Source organism: Bradyrhizobium sp. STM 3561 (assembly GCF_045571455.1).
GTDB classification, from domain to species: Bacteria; Pseudomonadota; Alphaproteobacteria; order Rhizobiales; family Xanthobacteraceae; genus Bradyrhizobium; species Bradyrhizobium vignae.
Genome location: NZ_CP120695.1, coordinates 7450656 through 7470897 on the forward strand (window position 1 = coordinate 7450656; position 20242 = coordinate 7470897).

General features: G+C 65.1%; 17 protein-coding genes and 1 pseudogene. 12 read left to right on the plus strand and 6 right to left on the minus strand.

All coding sequences use genetic code 11. The features are described from left to right. Positions 1-40: 40 nt before the first annotated feature. The 3 genes from P6U28_RS35320 to P6U28_RS35330 form a co-directional block, all read right to left on the minus strand. Positions 41-1513, minus strand: a complete 1473-nt coding sequence (locus tag P6U28_RS35320) for a D-alanyl-D-alanine carboxypeptidase family protein (RefSeq protein ID WP_209295510.1) — start codon at positions 1511-1513, stop codon at positions 41-43. Between the two features lie 288 nt (positions 1514-1801). After that, positions 1802-3598 carry a glucan ABC transporter ATP-binding protein/ permease gene (locus P6U28_RS35325; protein ID WP_209295511.1) on the minus strand — a complete coding sequence of 599 codons (1797 nt, stop codon included), beginning with the start codon at positions 3596-3598 and terminating at the stop codon, positions 1802-1804. 85 nt (positions 3599-3683) lie between these two features. Beyond that, on the minus strand, positions 3684-4733 hold the full coding sequence (locus tag P6U28_RS35330) for an ABC transporter substrate-binding protein (RefSeq protein ID WP_162500476.1): 1050 nt from the start codon (positions 4731-4733) through the stop codon (positions 3684-3686). A 229-nt stretch (positions 4734-4962) separates the two neighbouring features. Here P6U28_RS35330 and P6U28_RS35335 point away from each other — a divergent pair, with 229 nt between their 5' ends. The 7 genes and pseudogenes from P6U28_RS35335 (at position 4963) to P6U28_RS35365 (ending at position 10642) form a co-directional block, all read left to right on the plus strand. Next, positions 4963-5328, plus strand: coding sequence for a hypothetical protein (locus P6U28_RS35335; protein WP_122405894.1), 366 nt, complete (start codon positions 4963-4965; stop codon positions 5326-5328). A 109-nt stretch (positions 5329-5437) separates the two neighbouring features. Further along, complete coding sequence (gene hisE, locus P6U28_RS35340; RefSeq protein WP_129142772.1) at positions 5438-5842, plus strand: phosphoribosyl-ATP diphosphatase; 405 nt, start codon at positions 5438-5440, stop codon at positions 5840-5842. A 45-nt stretch (positions 5843-5887) separates the two neighbouring features. Beyond that, positions 5888-6490: a YqaA family protein gene (locus P6U28_RS35345; protein ID WP_208738470.1), complete on the plus strand. Its 603-nt coding sequence runs from the start codon at positions 5888-5890 to the stop codon at positions 6488-6490. A 46-nt stretch (positions 6491-6536) separates the two neighbouring features. Continuing rightward, positions 6537-7054 (plus strand): annotated as a pseudogene (locus tag P6U28_RS35350) (hypothetical protein). Positions 7055-7090: 36 nt separating this feature from the next. Next, a complete protein-coding gene (locus P6U28_RS35355) occupies positions 7091-8491 on the plus strand; it encodes an aspartate ammonia-lyase (protein WP_122405891.1) in 1401 nt (466 codons plus the stop codon). A gap of 264 nt (positions 8492-8755) precedes the next feature. Next, positions 8756-9724: a nitronate monooxygenase family protein gene (locus tag P6U28_RS35360; protein ID WP_122405890.1), complete on the plus strand. Its 969-nt coding sequence runs from the start codon at positions 8756-8758 to the stop codon at positions 9722-9724. 144 nt (positions 9725-9868) lie between these two features. Continuing rightward, the gene (locus P6U28_RS35365; RefSeq protein ID WP_122405889.1) at positions 9869-10642 is read left to right on the plus strand and encodes a thioesterase family protein; all 774 of its coding nucleotides are present in this window, start codon (positions 9869-9871) and stop codon (positions 10640-10642) included. A 477-nt stretch (positions 10643-11119) separates the two neighbouring features. Here the strand turns inward: P6U28_RS35365 and P6U28_RS35370 are convergent, their stop codons facing one another. Continuing rightward, positions 11120-12682: an AMP-binding protein gene (locus P6U28_RS35370; RefSeq protein WP_209295513.1), complete on the minus strand. Its 1563-nt coding sequence runs from the start codon at positions 12680-12682 to the stop codon at positions 11120-11122. 108 nt (positions 12683-12790) lie between these two features. Between P6U28_RS35370 and P6U28_RS35375 the strand changes: the two genes are divergently transcribed. The 4 genes from P6U28_RS35375 to P6U28_RS35390 all read left to right on the plus strand — a co-directional run bounded on the left by P6U28_RS35375 (position 12791) and on the right by P6U28_RS35390 (position 15928). After that, a complete protein-coding gene (locus P6U28_RS35375) occupies positions 12791-13756 on the plus strand; it encodes a nitronate monooxygenase family protein (RefSeq protein ID WP_162500474.1) in 966 nt (321 codons plus the stop codon). Positions 13757-13997: 241 nt separating this feature from the next. After that, positions 13998-14246, plus strand: a complete 249-nt coding sequence (locus tag P6U28_RS35380) for a hypothetical protein (RefSeq protein WP_122405886.1) — start codon at positions 13998-14000, stop codon at positions 14244-14246. 196 nt (positions 14247-14442) lie between these two features. Then, positions 14443-15156 (plus strand): hypothetical protein, encoded by a 714-nt coding sequence (locus P6U28_RS35385; RefSeq protein WP_407120681.1) that lies wholly within the window; start codon positions 14443-14445, stop codon positions 15154-15156. 88 nt (positions 15157-15244) lie between these two features. Next, entirely contained in the window at positions 15245-15928 is a 684-nt protein-coding gene (locus P6U28_RS35390; protein ID WP_122405885.1) for a hypothetical protein, read from the plus strand. Between the two features lie 7 nt (positions 15929-15935). Here P6U28_RS35390 and P6U28_RS35395 read toward each other — a convergent pair whose 3' ends face one another. Further along, positions 15936-16781, minus strand: coding sequence for a GMC oxidoreductase (locus P6U28_RS35395; RefSeq protein WP_244607829.1), 846 nt, complete (start codon positions 16779-16781; stop codon positions 15936-15938). Positions 16782-16880: 99 nt separating this feature from the next. Then, complete coding sequence (locus P6U28_RS35400) at positions 16881-18437, minus strand: winged helix-turn-helix domain-containing protein (RefSeq protein ID WP_122405884.1); 1557 nt, start codon at positions 18435-18437, stop codon at positions 16881-16883. Between the two features lie 369 nt (positions 18438-18806). Between P6U28_RS35400 and pcaB the strand changes: the two genes are divergently transcribed. Continuing rightward, the gene (gene pcaB, locus P6U28_RS35405; RefSeq protein ID WP_122405883.1) at positions 18807-20168 is read left to right on the plus strand and encodes a 3-carboxy-cis,cis-muconate cycloisomerase; all 1362 of its coding nucleotides are present in this window, start codon (positions 18807-18809) and stop codon (positions 20166-20168) included. The last annotated feature ends 74 nt before the right edge of the window (positions 20169-20242 follow it).

The following is a 20242-nucleotide window of genomic DNA, read 5'->3' on the forward strand; positions in this document are numbered from 1 at the left end:
GGTGCGAAGCGCGGGCTACCATGCGAATGCCCAGGGGACGTTAACTGTTGTTCGCCGGCTTGGCGGCAGCGGCGGGCTTCGTTGTAGCCTTGGGCTTGGCAGGCTTCGCCGCCTGATCGCCGCTTGCCGCAGGCTTCTCGGCAGGTTTGGCCGCAGCATGCTTGGCTCCGGCCGGCTTGGTGGGCGCCGGCTTGGCCGCGGTCCTACCGTCGCTCTTGCCGTCGGCCTGCTTGGCGTTCGGTTTCGCCGCCGCCGTCTTGGTGTCCTTGGGCTTGTCCGTCGGCTTGTCGGCCGCGTCGGGCTTCTTGGCGACGCGCGACTTCTTGCCACGTGGCTTGGACGCGGTCTGCTGGTCGGCGTCGGCCGCGACCGCCGCGATCAGCGCGGTGCCGGTGCGGGTCGGGCCGGTATAGACCAGCACGGGTTCGACCGCCGCGGGGGCCGAGGCCATCAGCTCGGAAGCCTTCATCAGCGGCGGCTGCAGGCCCGCCGTGAAGAAGGTGACCTGGGCCTCGCCGCCGGTGGCGGAGGCCGATCCGGTCGTCCCGCCACCGGCCGCAATCAGCGCATCGTCGTCGTCGGTGGCCGGCCGCTTGCGATGGCCGCCGCACATCTCGTCGCGCAGATTCGGCGGAGTGGCGTCGACCGGCACGAGATTTTCGACGGTGCCGAGCGAAGGGCGCAGCCAGGTGAGGTTGTCTTGAGCGAAGCCGCGCTCGAGCAGCTGCGCGGCCTTCACCGCGCGCGCCGTGCCGGAATTGGCGCCCAGCACCACCGCAATTAGCCTGCGGCCGTTGCGCGTGGCCGAGGCGACGAGGTTGTAGCCGGAGGCACAGATGAAGCCGGTCTTGAAACCGTCGGCGCCGGGATAGCGGCCGATCAGCTTGTTGAAATTGCCGGTGACGCGCTTGCCGAACCGGATCGCCGGGATGTGCACGAAATATTCGTATTCCGGCAGGTCGCGCAGGAACGAGCGCGCCAAAATGCCGAGGTCACGCGCCGACGTGATCTGGCCGTCGGCGGGCAGGCCGTTCGGATTGACGTAGCTCGTCTGCGTCATGCCGAGCTTTTTTGCGGTGTCGTTCATCATCGCGGAGAAGCCGTCGATCGAGCCGCCGACGCCTTCGGCGAGCACCACGGCCATGTCGTTCGCCGACTTGACCATCATCATCTTCAGCGCGTTGTCGACGGTGACCTGCGTTCCCGGGCGAAATCCCATCTTCGAGGGCGATTGCGAGGCCGCGGTCGGCGAGACCGTGAGCAGCGTGTCGAGCGTCAGCCTGCCGTCCTTGACCGCCTTCAGGGTGACATAGGCGGTCATGATCTTGGTGACGGAGGCCGGGTACCACGGGACGGTCGCGTTATCGGCCTGTAGGACCTTGCCGCTGTCGGCCTCGATCAGCAGCAGCGCTTCTGCGCTCGCCGCGCGCGGCGCGAGCACTGCGGCACATGCGAGCGTCGCAGCGAACAGTTTGAACAGAAGTTTGCGAAGCAGCGGGCGAAGGGCGTGCACTATCCGATTCCGGTCCTTGGAGATCCGCCTGATACGGACGGCTCTCGTGATCTGATTGTCGATTCTGAAATCCGGCGCCGCCGCTTGCGGCGTGGCAAACCTATACCGGCTGGTGCGTCGATAATAGGGGGATGGGCACGGTATTCCGCAATGAAATGGGCCGAATTTCGACGATGCTGTGGGGACTTGCTGGAGCATGATCCGGAAAAAGCGGCAGCGGTTTTCCGAAAAGATCATGCTCAAACAATAACCTAAAGCGCGATGACGATTGATCCTGATCGCATCGCGCTAGGGGGATTTGGCGGCCGTCGCGGCAGCCTCGGCCGCCGTCACGCTGGCCCGTGCGTTCTCCTGGACCATGAACTGGGCCCTGGCGAGCTCGGCGAAATGGCCGCCTTTCGCCACGAGTTCATCGAAAGTTCCGCTTTCGATCACCCGGCCGTTCTCGAACACCAGGATCCGCGTGGCGTTGCGGATGGTGGAGAGGCGATGGGCGATCACGAAAGTGGTGCGGCCCTTCATCACTTCGTCGAGAGCGGCATTCACCTTGGCCTCGGTGACGGCGTCGAGCGCGCTGGTCGCTTCGTCCAGGATCAGGATCGGCGGATCTTTCAGCAGCGCGCGGGCGATGGACAGGCGCTGGCGCTCGCCACCGGACAGCATGCGGCCGCGCTCGCCGGCATTGATCTCGAAGCCACCGCTGCGCTCGATGAATTCGAGCGCCTGCGCGCGCTCGGCAGCTTCGCGCATCTCGGCCTCGGTCGCGTCGGGCTTGCCGACCTGCAAGTTCTCCGCAATCGAGCGGTTGAACAGCAGCGCTTCCTGGAACACCACGCCGATATTCCGCCGCAGCGAGGTCAGCGTGACGCCGCGCACGTCCATGCCGTCGATCTTGATGACCCCGGATTGTGGATCGAAAGCGCGATGCAAGAGCGCAATCGCCGTCGACTTGCCGGCACCGGTCGGGCCGACCAGTGCGATGGTCTGACCGGGCAGTGCGGTGAAGGAGAGGTCCTCGACCGCAGGGCGCTTGCCGTCATAGGAGAAGGTGACGTCGTGGAACTCGACGAGGCCGGACAACCTGCCGGCATCGATCGCGTCGGGCCTGTCGTGGACCGCGGGCACGGCGTCGAGCACATTGAAGAACTCGCGCAGGCGCGGGGCTTCCATGAACACGTTGTTGATGAAGCTCACGACCTGCTCGAGCTTTTGGATCAAAAGTGTCGCAAAGCTCACGAACATCACGATCTCGCCGACCGAGGTGAGCCCCTGGTCGTGCAGCGCGATGCCGAGGGTGAAGATCGCGAGCACGGTGATGGTGGTGGAGGCGCGCGTGATGACGGTGACGAGCGCCCACCAGGACAGCACCGGCATCTGCGCGGCCAGCAACTCGTCGGCGACGGAGCGCAGCCCTTTGACCTCGGATTCGACGCGGACGAAGCTCTGCACCAGCGCGACGTTGCCGAGCGCGTCGGAGGCGCGCGCGGAGAGCTCGCTGTAATGCTCCTCGACCTCCATCTGCATGCCGAAGGTCTTGCGCACCACGAAGGTCGTCAGTGCGGTGAAGACGATGCAGAGCACGAACAGCAGGATCGCGAGCCGCCAGTTCAGGTACAGCGACAGTGGCAGCAGCACCACGACCGAAAGGATCGCGGCAAAGTGCTCGCGGAAGAAGCCGAGCCATAGCCGCCACAGCGCATCCGTGCCGTTGAGCATCACCTTCATCAGCCGGCCCGAATGGGTACCGGAGTGGAAGGTCAACGGCAGTTGCAGAATGTGCTCGAAATAGTCGGTCAGCACCGCCTGGCGCTGGCGGTGCGAGAGCCGGTCGGCCTGCAAGGCCACGAGCGCGCTGCACGCGATGGTGAAGAGCCCGAACGCGACCCAGGCGGCCAGGAATGGCCAGGCCGAGTTCGATCCGGCCACCGTCTTGCCCGAGAGCACGTCGACGATACGGCCGAACAGCACAGGCTCGGCGAATTGCGAGCCCGCGAGCAGGAGATTGGCGACCGCGAGCAGCCAGCCCAGCCGCGCCTCCTTGCCGAGCAGCTCGAGAACGCGGGTGTAGAGACGGAGCACGGACATGCGGACGACGAACTCGAGCGGATAACGGAGCCCGTATTCTAACCAGGGATCGCGCGTGAGATATAGCGGAAGCCGTCAGTTTTTCTCAATTGATCAGCCGCTCCGCCACCGCCGGCAGGAACTGGTCGTCGAAGACGTCGCGCGCCATCGGCCGCTTGCGGAATTTGAAGTCCTGCGCGATCTGGTCGATCGAGCGCTCCAGGCGCGCGGGCTCGACGCCGCCGAGGCCGTTGCGCTTGACCTCATCGGTCAGGATGTTGTCGGCGAGGACGGTGCGCAGGCGCTCCAGCTCGAGGTTGCGGTCACCGTCTTCGATGCGGCTCGCCGCCTCCTCCGCCGCACGCCCCGGCTCCCTGACGGTGGCATTGATGCCCGCGATCAACGCGCGAACGAAGCCCTTCACGGCGTCCGGCTTTGCTGTGGCGAAGGCCGGATTGACCACCACGGCAAAGCCATAGGCTTCGCAGCCATAATCCGCATAGCGCAGCACGACGAGATCGGCTCCGGGCACGCCGCGGTCGCGCAGATTCACCGCCGAGAGAAAGCTGAAGCCGGCGACCGCATCAACTTGGCCCGCGGACAGGATCGGCTCGCGTACCGCCGCGCCGATCTTGTGGAATTTGACGCGTGATGCCTTGATGCCGTTCTGCTGCGCCAGGGCCGGCCATAGCCGCATCGACAGATCGTTGTCGGCAACGCCGACGGTCTTGCCGTCGAGATCGGGCAGGAGGTGGATGCCGCGGCTCCTGCGCGCGACGATCGCATAGGGAGCGCGGTTGAACAGCACGAACACCGCCTTGACCGGCGCCACGTCGTCCTTGTCACGGAAGCGGATCAGCTCGTTGATGTCGACGAGCGCAAGCTCGCTGTCTCCCTTGGCGACGCGTGCGAGCGCCTCCGGCGATCCGCTCGCACTGTTGAAGGACACGTTGAGACGCTCGGCGCCGAAGCCGCCGTCCTTCGCCGCAAGGAAGAACGGCGCCATGCTCGCATCGATGGGACGGTCGAAGGTGAAGTGGATCGCTGTGGAGGGGACGCCGCTCTCGGCCCCCGTGGCCTCGCACGCAATCAATGCTGCGAACGAGATTGCAAGGGCCAGCAGGCCGTGAAGGGCGATCGTCTTGAATCCTGACATCGATTGCGCCGGTCCCGCATTGTTATGGTTTCGTGACGCTTGCAGCGCCGGCCCGCGGCAAGCGTGCGCGCGCCAACATGAACGGCGGATGAGCGGCGGTTGCGTCACGATTACGCAACCCCGTTCAGCTCGTGTTGGGGTTGGGGAACCCAACTTAGGTACTGCGGGTTTGAGAGGCATGAGCCTGTCCGCAGGCGTCGATTCCAGGTCCCAAAGGAGGGCCCAAGACATGTTCGAGCGATTCTCCAAGTTTGCGGGCCGAAAGGCCGTTCTTGCCACGGCCGCGGTGCTGGCGCTGACCACAATCGCCCCGACTGCGTCATATGCGGGCGGCCGCCACTGGCATGGTGGCGGTGGCGCGGCTGCTGCCGCGGCTTTCGCCGCCATCGGCACCGGTCTTGCCATCGCCGCAAGCCGTGACGCCTACGCCTATGACTACGGTCCGGGCTATGGCTATTACGGCGGTCCCGTCTATTACAGCGCCCCTGCCTATGGGCCGTATTATGGTCCAGGCCCGAACTTCCCGTATCAGCGCTATGGCGGTACGGCACCGTCCGAGTTCTGCGGCCAGGGCTACTATCAGAACTGCTACTAGCCGAAGGGTGACCATGACAGGCCGTCGCGCTTGCCGCGCCGGCCTGTTTTCTGCTTTTATTGCCGCGCGTTAACACGCCCGCCATTTGTTTAGAGTAGTTTTGAGTACCATGAGTGATTCGCTTGAGCGGCTATATCTGGCTGTGCTCGCGGCCAGGGATCTCGATCCGGCAACATCGCGGACGGCCCGGCTGTTTCAGCGTGGGCCCTCCAAAATGGCGAAGAAGCTGGCCGAAGAGGCCATTGAAGTCGTCATCGATGCGGTCAATGGCGATAGTGAGGCCGTGATCCGTGAAAGCGCCGACCTGCTCTACAACCTCACCGTGCTGTGGGCTTCGGCCGGAGTACGTCCGGAGGACGTCTGGCGGGAAATGACGCGGCGAGAAGACTTGCTCGGTATTGCCGAGAAGCTGCCGAAGTCGCCGATGAAGCTGCCCAAAGTCGCGTCACCGCGCATGGCCTCTCGGCGGCCAATTGTCGCGCTCGAAGGCCGCGCCGGGCGCAAGCGCCACTAGAAACGTCAAAAATCGCCTCAATCTCGGCATGGACAAATCCGTCTCATGGTGCTTCATCGCGGCGCCATGCTGAAACGTATCTACGACTGGTGCATCGACGCCGCCCACAAGCCCTACGCGCTCTGGATCATGGGCGCCGTGGCTTTTGCAGAAAGCTCCTTCTTTCCGGTCCCGCCGGACGTGATGCTGATCCCGATGTCGCTGGCGCGCCCAAAGCGCGCCTGGATCTATGCAATGGTCTGTACCATCACATCGGTGGTCGGCGGCATCGTCGGCTACGCCATCGGCGCGCTGCTGTTCGACTCGGTCGGCCAATGGCTGATCCAGGTCTACGGCCTCGGCGACAAGGTCGACGCCTTCCGCGCCTCCTATGCGGAATGGGGTGCGATCATCATCCTGCTCAAGGGGCTGACGCCGATCCCCTACAAGCTCGTCACGATCACCTCGGGCTTTGCCGGTTACAACATCGTCCTGTTCGTCCTGTGCTCGATCGTCGCGCGCGGCGGACGCTTCTTCGTCGTGGCGATCCTGCTCAACCGCTATGGCGACTGGATCCGGGTCCGGATCGAGAAGCATCTCGGCCTGTGGGTTGCGATCGGCGCCGCGGTGCTGGTGCTCGGCTTCGTGGTGGCCATCAAGCTGATCTAGCGCCAGCGGCTTTGCCGCCGCGCCGGCTTCGGTTACGGTTGCCGTCATGATGGTTCGATCCGGCAATCCGGCCATGCGGTTCGGGACGCTGACGTCAGCAGCGATGCTGCTTCTGCTCGGTGGCGGCGGGACAGGGTGGACACAATCCGCCCCGCCGGCGCTCGGCCTCCAGGAGCAGGGATCGACACCCGCTCCATCGGCGCCGCCGGCGCACGAGGAGAATCCCGGGCTGATCAATGAAATGGGCAAGCTGTTCGACAAGCTGCCCTCGTTCTGCCGCCGATCAAAAGCCCGAGCGAGACCATGAACGACCTGTCGCGGCTGGCCAAGCCCTCGACCATGGTGTCGGGGCGCGTGGTCTGCCCGGTCTCGTCCAACGGCGCGCCCGACTGCAAGCAGGCCGCCGACCAGCTCTGCCAGGGCAAGGGTTACAAGGAAGGCAAGAGCCTCAACGCCGACTCCGCAGAGAAATGCTCGGCCAAGGTTCTCATCCCGGGCAGGCAACGTAAGCCGGATGATTGCCGCACCGATACTTTCGTGACCAGTGCGCTGTGCCAGAATTGACGTGATGGCCCAGCGCACAAGCAACAAGGAGCGCCCATGAGCCGGACGGAGCACGACTTCCTCGGACAGCGTGAGATCGCCGACGACATCTATTACGGCGTCCAGACCATCCGGGGTAAGGAGAACTTCCACATCACCGGTATTCCGATGAGCCAGGAGCCCTACTTCGTGAAGGCGCTTGGCTACGTCAAGAAGGCTGCCGCCATGGCCAATCGTGATCTCGGCGCGATCGACGCCAAGGTCGCGGATGCCATCATCGTCGGCTGCGACCGCGTCATCGCCGGCGACATGATGGATCAGTTCGTCACCGACTTCATCCAGGGCGGTGCCGGCACCTCGACCAACATGAACGCCAACGAGGTGATCGCCAACCTCGCGCTGGAATCGCTGGGCTTCACCAAGGGCGACTACCAGCACGTCAGCCCCAACGATCACGTCAATTACGGCCAGTCGACCAACGACACCTATCCGACCGCCTTCCGGCTGGCGCTGATCCTGCGGCTCGAGAGCTACATGACGGCGCTGCGCCAGCTCCAGGAGGCCTTCTTCGCCAAGGGGCGCGAGTTCGACCGCGTGCTGAAGATGGGTCGCACCCATCTGCAGGACGCGGTACCGATGTCGCTGGGAGCCGAGTTCCGCGGTTGGGGCACCACGATCGGCGAGGAGGTCGATCGCATCTCGGAGGCACGCGCGCTGCTGCGCGAGATCAATCTCGGTGCCACCGCGATCGGCACTTCGGTCACGGCCGCGGTCGGCTATCCCAAGCTCGCCGTTCGCCACCTCGGCGCGCTCACCGGCGTCGACTTCGTGCTCGCCGGCGATCTCGTCGAAGCGACCTCCGACACCGGCGCCTATGTGCAGCTCTCAGGCGTCCTGAAGCGCACGGCGAGCAAGCTGACAAAGATCTGCAACGACATCCGCCTGCTCGCGTCGGGCCCGCGCGCCGGCCTCAACGAGATCAACCTGCCGCAGCTGCAGCCGGGCTCCTCGATCATGCCCGGCAAGGTCAATCCGGTGATCCCGGAGGTGGTCAACCAGACCAGCTTCCTGGTCATCGGCCTCGACACCACGGTGACGCTGGCGGCCTCGGCGGGCCAGCTCCAGCTCAACGTGATGGAGCCGGTGATCTCGTTCGCGCTGTTCTTCTCGATCCGCACCATGGAGCGCGCGGTCAACAGCCTGCGCGAGAATTGCGTCGTCGGCATCACCGCCAACGAGGAGCACACCCGCAATATGGTGCTGAACTCGCTCGGCATCGTCACCGTGCTGAAGCCGCTGCTCGGCTACAAGCAATGCGCCGAGATCGCCCGCGAGGGCTACAAGAGCGGCAAGTCGCTGCACCAGATCGTCGTGGTCGAGCGCAAGCTGCTGACGCAGGAGAAATGGGACGAGATGTTCTCGTTCGAGCGGCTGATCAACCCGGATTTGATTGGGTAGGGGCTGTCATCCGCAGCTCTCGCCTCGCACAATTGCGAGGAGCTCTTGCGACGAAGCAATCCAGCGTCCCTCCGCGGAGACAGTCTGGATTGCTTCCCTGCGCTCGCAATGACGGAGGAGGCGGATGAGTAAGAATTCCGCTGCTTGGAATTGCGGTAACTGCATCCGCTGCGGCGCCAAAACGCAATACTTGACAGTGGAAAGATTGCCTTGTTGGTATGGCTCCCAACTCCAGTTTGACCGCCAGAAGAGGATCGTTCCGCAATGTCCATGCCTGCCTTGTTCAAAGGGCGCCTGTCGATCCCCGTGATCGGCTCGCCGCTCTTCATCGTCTCGGTGCCCGATCTCGTGATCGCGCAGTGCAAGGCGGGTGTGGTCGGCTCGTTTCCAGCGCTGAATGCGCGGCCGCCGGAATTGCTCGACGAATGGCTGGCGCGGATCACCGAAGAGCTTGCGGCCTATGACCGCGCGCATCCCGACAAGCCGTCGGCGCCGTTCGCCGTCAACCAGATCGTGCACAAGTCGAACAACCGGCTCGATCACGACATGCAGCTCTGCGCCAAGTACAAGGTGCCGATGATCATCTCTTCGCTCGGCGCGCGCGAAGAGCTGAACCAGGCCGTGCACGGCTGGGGCGGCATCGTCTTCCACGACGTGATCAACCAGAAATTCGCGCACAAGGCGATTGAGAAGGGCGCCGACGGCCTGATCCTGGTCGCAGCCGGTGCCGGCGGCCATGCCGGCACCATCTCGCCGCTGGCTTTCGTCGCAGAAACGCGAAAATGGTTCGATGGCCCGATTGCGCTGTCCGGGGCGATCGGCAATGGCAAGGCGATTCGCGCCGCACGCATCCTCGGCGCCGACTTCGCCTATATCGGCTCGGCCTTCATCGCGACCAAGGAGGCCAATGCCGTCGAGAAGTACAAGGAAATGATCGCGGGCTCGAGCGCCGACGACATCGTCTACTCCAACCTCTTCACCGGCGTGCACGGCAACTATCTGAAGCCCTCCATCCTCGCCGCCGGCATGGATCCGGAGAATCTTCCGACGTCCGATCCCTCCAAGATGAATTTCGGCACCGACGCCTCCGGCGAGCGCGCCAAGCCGAAGGCCTGGAAGGAAATCTGGGGCTCGGGCCAGGGCATCGGCAGCATCGACAAGGTCGTGCCGGCCGCCGAGTTGATCGCGCGCTTCAAGAAGGAATACGACGAAGCGATCGATCCGCCGTTGTGATTGCCGTGTCCCGGACGTGGTGCGGCGCGAAGTGCCGCGCCGCCGAGCCGGGACCCATCGCGCAACGACTGGACCCCGGCTCAGCAGCGCACCGCTTACGCGCTGCGCGGCGTCCGGGGAACGCGCCGTGAGAGTGAGTACCAAATGTCTCCCATCTACCGCGTCGAAGGCAACAGCGTCGTCACCAGTCCGGATGCCGCCGGTCCCTGGGACCGGCGCATGCAGCACGGCTCGGCACCGGCCTCGCTGGTGACGTGGGCGGCCGAACGGATCCCGACGCCAGTCGCGATGGACATCGCGCGCGTCACCATCGATCTGATGCGCCCGGTGCCGGTCGCGCCGCTCACGATTGCGACTGAGGTCCTGCGCGAGGGCCGCAAGATCCAGCTCTGCGAAATCAAGCTGCTCGCCGACGGCGTGCAGGTGGTCGGCGCCACCGTGCTCAAGATCAGGCGACAGGCCCAGGCGCTGCCGGACGAGGTCAAGGAGCTGCCGATCACGCTGCCGTCTCCAGAGGACTCGCTGGTCGAGGACGGTCACGCCGCCACCAGCCCGTTCGTGCGATCGGTGTCGATGCGTGCCGCGCGCGGCCGCTTCGGCCAGGCCGGTGCCGGCGCGATCTGGTTTCGCGTCGACCACCCCCTGATCGCCGGTGAAGCGGTCTCGCAGGCGATGCGCGCGGTGGTCGCCGCCGACTTCTCCAACGGCACCGCCTCCTCGCTCGACTTCCGCGCCTGGACCTACATCAACGCCGATCTCACCGTGAGCTTTGCGCGCCAGCCGATCGGCGAGTGGATTTTGCTCGATGGCGATTCCTGGATCGGCCCTGACGGCGCGGGTCTTGCGATGTCGCGGCTGGCGGACAGGCAGGGCTATTTCGGCCGCGCCGTGCAGAGCCTGGTGATCGAGAAACGGTAAGGAGCGCGACGCCAGCGTATCACTTTCGCTGTCATGCACCGGCTTGGCCGGGGCATGAAGTACGCCGCGGCCTACCTGTTGAATCACAGGCGTCTCGGCGTACTGGATCGCCCGGTCAAGCGGGCGATGACATCTATTGTGTGGTCGCTGTGTCGAATATGCGGAGGCTTGCGGCCGCGTGGACCAATTGAACGGCAGGCTTCCGCCGCCGCGGAAGGGATGCTTGCCATCCTGCCAGTTCACAGACCGTAGAAGATCTTGATCTCCCACAGCACCACGATGATAGCCGTGATCAACGTAACCGCGGCGACTGCACTTTCCAGGGAAGCGACTCTCATGTCTTACTCCGCTTCCCAGCCCCATCAGCGGTCTAGGTGATTCCCTGATTCGCCGGCAATCGGGTGGGCATCGCCGACGCGCACTCCGTTGCCCGCTGTGGTGCCGGGGCCACAACGACACCGTAAGATCCCGGGGTTTTTACCCCACCATCCGGTCCCGCCCGCTCCAGAAGCCCGCGCGCAGCACCTTCTTGTCGACCTTGCCGACGCCGGTCATCGGCAGTTGCTTGACGAACTGGATCTGTTTCGGCGCATGCGCCGAGCCCTTTCGCGTCTTCACGAGATTAATCAGCTCGTCCGGATCGGGCCTTGCGCCGTCACGCGGTACGATGATGGCGGTAACGGCTTCGCCCCATTTCTCGTCGGGAATGCCGACAACCGCGACCATCGCGACGTCGGCGTGCTGCGACAGCACGTCCTCGACCTCGCGCGGGAAGATGTTGAAGCCACCGGAGACGATCATGTCCTTCTTGCGGTCGAGGATGCAAATGTAGCCGCGTTCGTCCCTCCGCGCGATGTCGCCGGTGTGGACCCAGCCGTTCTTCAGCGTCTCGGCGGTGATGTCCGGCCGCTTCCAGTATTTCGCCATCGCATGCGGGGCGCGCACGCAGATCTCGCCGGCCTCGCCGGTCTTCGCTTCCCGGTCGTTGTCGTCGAGGATCTTGACCTCGCACGCCGCGATCGGGAAGCCGCAGGACAGGAACAGCTCCGGGTTCTTGGGGTCATGATCAGATTTGCGCAGCACCGAGATCGGATAGCATTCGGTCTGGCCGTAGAGCTGCGAGAACACCGGGCCGATGCGTTCGATGCCTTCGACTAGCCGGGTCGGCGACATCGCGGAGGCGCCATAGAGCACGAGCTCGAGCGAGGACAAATCGGTCTTGCCGAGCGCGGGCTGATCGAGCAGCACATAGATCATGGTCGGCACGAGCAGCGTGAAATTGATGCGCTCGCGTGCGATCGTGGCCAGCACGGCTTCGGGATCGAAGCTTTTCAGCATGTGCACTCTGCCGCCGCGCATCAGGGTCGGCAGCACCTTTGTGCCGGCGACATGGCTGATCGGGGCGACCGTCAGATAGCGCGCACCCTCCGGGATTTCGAAGTCGGCGAGGATCGCGGCAGCGGCTCCGGCATTTTCGCGGTGGTAGCGCAGCGCGCCCTTGGATTTGCCGGTCGTGCCACCGGTGTAGTTCAGCGTGGAGAGGTCGTCAGAGCCGGCGAGGCATCGCGCGCTAAAATGGCCTCCGGTCTCGATCGCCTGCAACAGGTCGGTGCCATAGTCGGCCGGTCCCATGGTGAAGACCGCCTTCAGCCGGGTCGCCCTCGTAGCGAGCTCGCCGCCGCGGTCACGGAAGGCGACCGCATCGACCACCAGCATCTCGGCCTCGGAATCCTCGAGCTGGAACAGCTGGTCCTCCAGCGATCCCAGTGGATGCAGCCAGGTGATGCAGAGCCGCGCCAGTTGCGCGGCGACGCCGGCGCACCAGGTATCGGCGCGGTTCGCGGTGAGGAAGGCGACGCGCGCGCCGGGCTCTAATGCAAGCCGCATGAAAACGCCCTGGATGCGTCCGATCAGGTCGATGGTGCCCTGATAGCTCAGCGATCCCTCAGGCCAGGCGAAAGCGGTGCGATCGGGATAGCGCGACAGCGCCCGTAGCGTCTGTGCGCAAGCCGGGGATGATGCGTGGAGCGGATCAGACATGTGTTTCCTCGTTGCTTTGTCATCGGCTTCTGGCGTGCCAATGTTGCTGACGACGCTAGCACAGAGACCGCGGGAGGAAACGACAAAGCCCGCGAGAGGGAGGCATGCATGCCATCGGACCGACTGCAACGCTTCGGTGATCGTCTCGCGCTGCCGCTGATCGCGGCGCCGATGTTTCTGGTGTCAGGCGTCGAGCTCATGGCTGCAGCCTGCCGCAATGGCGTGATCGGCAGCTTTCCCACCGCGAATTGCCGTGGCGCGGAACAACTCGATGAATGGCTCACCGAGATCGAGACGCGGCTGCGGCGGCACGAGGACGAAACCGGCCATAAGGCAGCGCCGCTCTGTCCGAACCTGATCGTCCACCGCTCCAACGCGCGGCTTGAGCAGGACCTCGCCGTGCTGCTCCGGCACGGGCCGGAGATCGTCATTACGTCGGTCGGCTCGCCAGCACCGGTGCTGAAGCCGCTGCATGACGCCGGCACACTGGTGCTGGCGGATGTCGCCTCGATCCGCCACGCCAAGCGCGCGGTGGAAGCAGGCGCGGACGGGCTGGTGCTGCTCACGGCTGGTGCGGGCGGGCAGACGGGCTGGCTCAACCCGTTCGCCTTCGTCCGCGCGGTACGCGCATTCTACGACGGCATCGTCGTGCTCGCGGGCGGCATCAGCGACGGCCGCGCGCTGCACGCCGCCGACGTGCTCGGCTGCGATCTCGCCTACATGGGCACGAAGTTCATTGCAACGCGGGAGAGCATGGCGGATGACCGGTACAAGCGGATGCTGGTCGAAAGCAACGCGGACGACATCCTGCTCACCACCGCGTTCACGGGACTGCAGACCAGCATGTTGAGGCCGTCGATCGTCGCCGCCGGGCTTGATCCAGACGATCTGCCGGCACGCGGCGCGATCGACATCGCTGAGGATATCGACGTCGCCGCGCGCGAGAACCGGCCAAAGCGCTGGCGCGACGTCTGGAGCGCCGGCCACTCGGCTTCGGGGGTGACCGACGTGCTCGCGGTCGATGATCTCGTCGCGCGAACAGTCGCCGAATATCGTCAGGCGTGTGCGCGGTAGGCTGTTCGCCTCTCTCCCGCCTACGGGAGCGGCCGATGCGCGCCGATCGATGCGAAGCATCGTCCGAGCGCGGCGGGTGAGGGGGAGCCTCCGCGAGTCCAACTGCCACCTTGGTTTCGGAGAGAGCCCTCCATCACGGTTGATCCCGCACGCTTCCGCTCCGTTCATTTAACGGCAGATTAACCATCGCCCGCCAAGAATCCCCGTCACGGCCGCCAATCAGGAGCGAGAGGGACAGGCGATGGACTTCGATTATCTCAACGGCAAGAGAGCTGCGACGCTGGACGAGATCCGCGTTCGCGTCGCCCATGCGCTGGCCCGCCACCCGCTGTGCCGCAATGTGCGCTTCGACATCGTCAGCGTTCCCCGCACCCGCCGTGGCGGCAATTGGACGGTGACGCTGCAATCGGTCGAGCCGCGCGCGGTCTGGGAGGCCTCGGAGATCGTGGCCGACATCCAGGACGCCTATGATCTCGCGGCAGCTGCCTGATCTGCTTGGGATCCCCGGGCGATGTCGTCGTAGTCCGCGCGATTGCCGCCGCGATGGCACGGTTAAGCCTTAATTATCGCCCAGTTTCCGGGCAGTGATCACTTGAACTTGAAGCCAGACTTGAACTTGAAGCCAGACTTGGACTTCCAGACTTGGACTTGCAGACTTGGACTTGAAGTCGGACGCGGAGGGACGTTTGTCCAAAGCCATCACCATCGTCGCGCTGACCTGTTTCCTCGTCCTCGGCGCCGCCACCACCGCAATTCTCGGCCGCGACAGCGTGCCCAGCATCAGCGCCGAGATGATCGCCCAGACGCCCCCGCCCAAGCCGCTCGCAACGAACCGCGCCGCCAAGGCCGACCGTCTGCTCCCGACGCTCGCTCTGGCCTCGGCTGCAATCGAGCCGGTCCAGGTCGCCGCCGACAAGCCTGCCCAGGCTCCCATGCTGACCGAGCCGCTGCGCCAGGCCTTCGCCGCGGCCACGCCTTCTGATTTCCCGATGCCGAAAGCAAGCGCGCACGAGGCGCCCGCCGCGACCGAGGTTCCAGCCGTCGAAGTTCCGGCCAAGCCGAAGGTCGTCGCCAAGCCGCAGCCGCAGAAGTCCTATTCGCTGCTGTCCGACGTGCAGATCGCCGGCATCAGGGATCGCCTGAAACTGTCGTCGTCGCAGGAATATTACTGGCCCTCGGTCGAGACCGCGCTGCGCAACGTCGCCCGCAGGATCCAGGCGAACAAGCTGTCGAATCCAAACGCGCCGCCCAGCGCGCAGATCGATCCGAACTGCGAGGAGGTGCAGCAGTTGAAGTCGGCCGCGATGCCGCTGCTGTTCCAGCTCCGCGACGACCAGAAGGAAGAAGTGCGCAAGCTCGCTCGCCTCATCGGGCTCGAGAAGGTCGCGCAGCAGATCTGACATGCGCGGTTCCTCTTTGAGGAGCCGCGGCCATCAGGAACATCTGGCAATCCCCACGCGTTGCCCGCTCCAAAACAGGAGTGGATGAATGCGCGCCGCGACAGCCTATTTTGTCGGTGCCGGAACCATCATCGCGGCCATCGCCATCGGTCTCGGCGGCGGTATCGTTGCCGGCAACATCATGAATCCGGTCGCGCCCAAGCAGGGCCCGAACACCGGCAAGATGACGCAGCGCACGGAGGCTTCCACGCCAGCGAGCGCGAATGCCCCGTCCGAGCGCGTCAATTATCTCACCGGCTCCCAAGCCTTTGGCGCGATGATCGCAGTACCCGCGCAGGCCGAAGCAAAACCTGAAGCCGCAAAGCCTGATACGCAAACCACGTCGGCGAATGCTGGACCACCGCCGCCGCAGTCCTCGCAAGGCGCTGCAGTCGAGCCGTCCAAGCCGGCCCCGGCATCGTCACCACAGGCAGCAAAACCTGCCGAGCAGCAGGCCGCCACCGAGCCGTCATCCCCGTCGAACAACGCCTATGCCAAGGCCAGGGATTCCGACATGAAGCGCGCCGCGTCCGAACGGCGCCGAGCCGAGCGTCGCGAGCGCTGGGCCGAGCGCCGGCACTATGAATTCCGCGAGCCGCGCGGCATGCGCGACCGCACCGATTGGGACGACGTTGCGCGCAACATCCGCGAAGATTCCGATGCGCGCGATTCCGCGAGCCGGCCGCGCGGCGGCTTCCCGCAGATCAGGCTGTTCGGGCCTGACGACGATTAGCGCCTAGTCAGTGATCGCCGCAGCTGCGCATTCGGCAATCAGGATCGTCGGCGTCTGGATGTTGCCCGAGATCATGATCGGGGACCACCGAGGCATCGGCGACGTGCAGCCCGTCGATGCCGCGCACCTGCAATCGTTTGGGATCGACCACGGCCAGCTCGTCCGCGCCCATCCGGCAGGTCGAGGCGGCATGATAGAGCGTCGTGCAATGGCCGCGGACATAGTCGGCGATCTCGGTGTCGCTGGTCGCTTCCGCGCTCGGCGTAACCTCGCTTTCGATCATCTCCTTGAGCGGTGATTGCGCTGCGATGCGACGGTTGATGCGCACGCCTTCGATCATGGTCACGATGTCGCTGCCACTCGGGTCCGACGCGAAATAACCGGGATCGATCGCGGGATCTTCGATCGGGTCGCCCGAGCGCAGCGTGATCCGGCCGCGGCTCCTCGGCCGCTGCAAGGTCGCATGCAGGGTGATGCCCGGCTTGGACGACAGGAAGCGCACATAGTCGCGGTGCGGGCTGATCGCGCCATAGAGCTGGAGATCGGGCTCGACATCGGGGCGGCTGTCATCGCGCCGGAGCCGCCGACCATCTTGCCGTGCGGCCAGTAGATGCGCCGTCCGCGGCAGCCTGCTCGCGGCCCGGTGTGAAAGCCCCAATCGACTGATGTGTTGAACATCGTCGGCCAGTCCGACGGAATGTCGGAGGTTGGGCGGGGCAGCGTGACCGGCCTCCAGCACCAGCACCTTGCGGCTTGGATCGGCCGACAAGCGGTTGGCCAGCACGCAGCCGGCCGAGCCGGCGCCCACGATGATCGTGTCGTACGTTGAAGGGCACTCCGCGAAGACATTCATGCCGCGGGCGCTTGCAAGATTCGTGCTTTGCCGATTGGCGCAGCTTAATTCCACTCCCCATGGACAACGGGGAGGTCCACCGCCATCATCGCGCCACGGCTATTTCAGTCCGGCGCGCCGCAAGCCCTGGAGGTAATGCGCACGATCCTCCTCCCGCAGCATCGGCAGCTCGCGCGTGATCCAGGCAAGCGAGACCTCGGGCTGGGCGCGGCGCAGGCCCTCCAGGGCGGAAGCCGCGAGCACCGGATTGCCCAGCATGCCGGCGGCGGCCGTCAGCACGCGGTGTGCGCCGACGAAATCTCCGCGCTGGCGCATCGATTCCCGTGCCATCCGCACGGCCCCCTCATAGTCGCGGCCGACGAACCGGGCATAGGCAGCAACCCCGCAATAGATCGCCGCGAGCGGGTCGCGCGGGCTCAGCCGCAGTGCGCGGCGGGCGGCGGCATCGCCGTCCTGCCATCGTCCGGCATAGCACAGCGTCACGCCGTGGAAGGCATGCGCCATGGCAAAATTCGGATTGAGCCTCAAAGCCAATTCGAATTCAGCCAGCGCGTCGTCGAAGCGGCGGCGGAACAGATAGGTGTACGCGAGGCCGTGATGGGCCCAGGCATCCTCGCGGTCGGCCTCCACCGCCGCGAGCGCCGCACGTTCAGCGACCGGCGCGGTCGCGGCCATGTCGGCCCAGCCCATATGCGCGCCGAACATATGGCTGGTCGCGAGCAGGCCGAGCGCCTTGCCGTAGGCGGGATCGACCGCGACGGCTTCCTCCAGCAGCTTTTGCGCGACGGCATTGTCCTCGCGGGTGATGCGCCAGTAATGCGACAATGCGCGCATCACGAGGTCCCATGCATCCAGGCTGCCCGGCGGCTTCTGCTGGGCTCGGAAGCTTTCGGCGGCATAGAGCTGCGGCTCGATCGCGGCGACGATCGCCTCGGTGATCTCGTCCTGCACCGCGAAGATGTCGGCGAGCTCGCGGTCGTAGCGTTCGGCCCAGAGATGGCTGCCGGTCGAAACGTCGTTGAGCTGGGCCGAGATGCGCACCCGCTCGCCGCTCCGCCGCACGCTGCCTTCGACGACGTAGCGCACCCCGAGTTCCCGCGCGACCTCGTGGATGTGCACGGCGCGGCCCTTGTAGACGAAGGAGGAGTTGCGCGCGACGACGAAGAACCATCGCAGCTTCGACAGCGCGGTGATGATGTCCTCGCTGATGCCGTCGGAGAAATAATCCTGCTCGGCCTCACCGCTCATATTGGTGAAGGGCAGCACGGCGATCGCGGGCCGCTCGGGTAGCGCGAAAGCTGCCTGAGGTTGGGCGATGCGGACCGGTTCCGGCGGAACCGCGCCGTGTTGTGTCTGGACATCACCGACGAAGCGAAAACCCTTGCGGGTGATGGTGCGGATCAGCGCCTGGCTCGCGCCATCGTCGCCGATCGCCTTGCGCGCCGCGTTGATCCGGCTGGTCAGGGTCGATTCGGACACACTGCGCCCGTGCCAGATCTTGTCGATCAGCTCGTCCTTGCTGACCACCCGGTCGCGGTTCTGCATGAGGTGGACGACGAGATCGAAAACCTGCGGCTCCACGGCAACGGGAACCTGCTCGCGGCTCAGCTCGCGCCGGTCGGTATCGAGAAGGTGGTCCCGGAACAGAAACTGCACGTCGAGAACTCAGGCCTCATTTCGAAATCGGGCAAGCAAAACGACAAAATGAAATTTGGGTCGAAAATCGTGTGTCTGGCGAAGGTGGCGCTTGGTTCATCGCGATTGCGTGATGGCTGCCATGCCGTTTCCGGAGGGGAATACGACCGCAGCTTGAATGTTGCGGTCTGGGGCCGATCGCCGAGGCGATCATATTCGTCCATCCAACACCGTCATCCCGAGGCTCTTCGTGCGCTGCTGACATCGTGCGCGACGCGCCGTTGTAAAGCCGGAGCGCGGCAGATGTGGCGAAAGGTGAATGTCCATTGCCGAAAAACGTGGCCTGCGTAAGCTGCCTTCACACCAAACACCAACCACGAAGAAACGCTCATGCCTGCTTTCCCCGCCTCCACCACCGTGCTCGACTCCTTGCTGTTTCGCGACGCCTTCGGCACGCCCGAGATGCGCGAGGTGTTCTCCGACGTCGCGACGGTTGCGCGCTACGCCGAGGTCGAGGTGGCGCTGGCGAAGGCGGAGGCGAAGTGCGGTGTGATCCCGCAGGACGCCGCCGCAGCGATCGCGGCGCGGACCGAGGTTGGCGCGCTCGATTTCGATCTGCTGCGACAGGAGACCGACATCGTCGGCTATCCGATCCTCCCTTTGGTGCATCAGATGGTGAAGCAATGCGGCGAGGCCGGCCGCTACGTGCATTGGGGCGCGACCACGCAGGACATCATGGACACCGCCGTGGTGCTGCAACTGCAGGCCGCGCTCGAGATCGTCGAACGCGACATCGCCGAGCTGCGCAAGATCCTGGCTGATCTGTCGAAGCGCCATCGCGACACGGCGATGGCGGGTCGAACTCACCTGCAGCAGGCGCTGCCGGTCACCTTCGGCTACAAGACCGCGATCTGGCTCGCGATGTTCGACCGCCACGCCGAGCGGCTGGCGCAGCTGAAGCCGCGCGTGCTGGTCGGCCAGTTCGCCGGCGCTGCCGGCACGCTGGCCTCGCTTGGCGACAAGGGGTTCGAGGTGCAGGAGGCGCTCTGCACCGAACTGAAGCTCGGCGTTCCCGCCTCGACATGGCACGTCGCGCGCGACGGCTTTGCCGAGGCGGTGAACTTCCTCGCCCTCGTCACCGGCTCGCTCGGCAAGATCGCGCTCGACATCATGATCATGGCCTCGACCGAGTTCGCCGAGGTCTACGAGCCCTTCGTCAAGGGGCGCGGCGCCTCCTCGACCATGCCGCAGAAGCGCAACCCGATTTCATCGGAACTGATGCTTGCGGCATCCAAGGCGGTGCGCCAGCACGCCGGCCTGATGCTGGACGCGATGGTGCAGGATTTCGAGCGAGCTACCGGTCCCTGGCACGCCGAATGGATGGCGATCCCCGAAAGCTTCGTACTGACCGCCGGCGCGCTGCACCAAGCCAAGTTTGCGCTCGCAGGCCTCATTGTGGACGAGGCGAAGATGAACGACAATCTCGCGATCAGCCGCGGCCTGATTGTGGCCGAAGCGGTCATGATGGGGCTCGCGCCGCAGATCGGCCGGCAGGAGGCGCATGACGTCGTCTATGACGCCTGCCGTCGGGCCACCGAGAAGGGAATGAGCCTTGCCGATGCGCTGTCCGCCGATTCACGGATATCGAGCCGCATCGACCGCGCCACAATCGAGGCGCTCACCTCACCGAAAAATTACCTCGGGCTCGCGCCCGCGATGGTCGACCGGGTGCTGAAATCGGCAACGCGTTGAAAACCAAAATGCGTGAAACCGCGTATCTTTCACGCCTTGCAAGACGCTCGCACACTTGTGTCTTGCGATGCTAG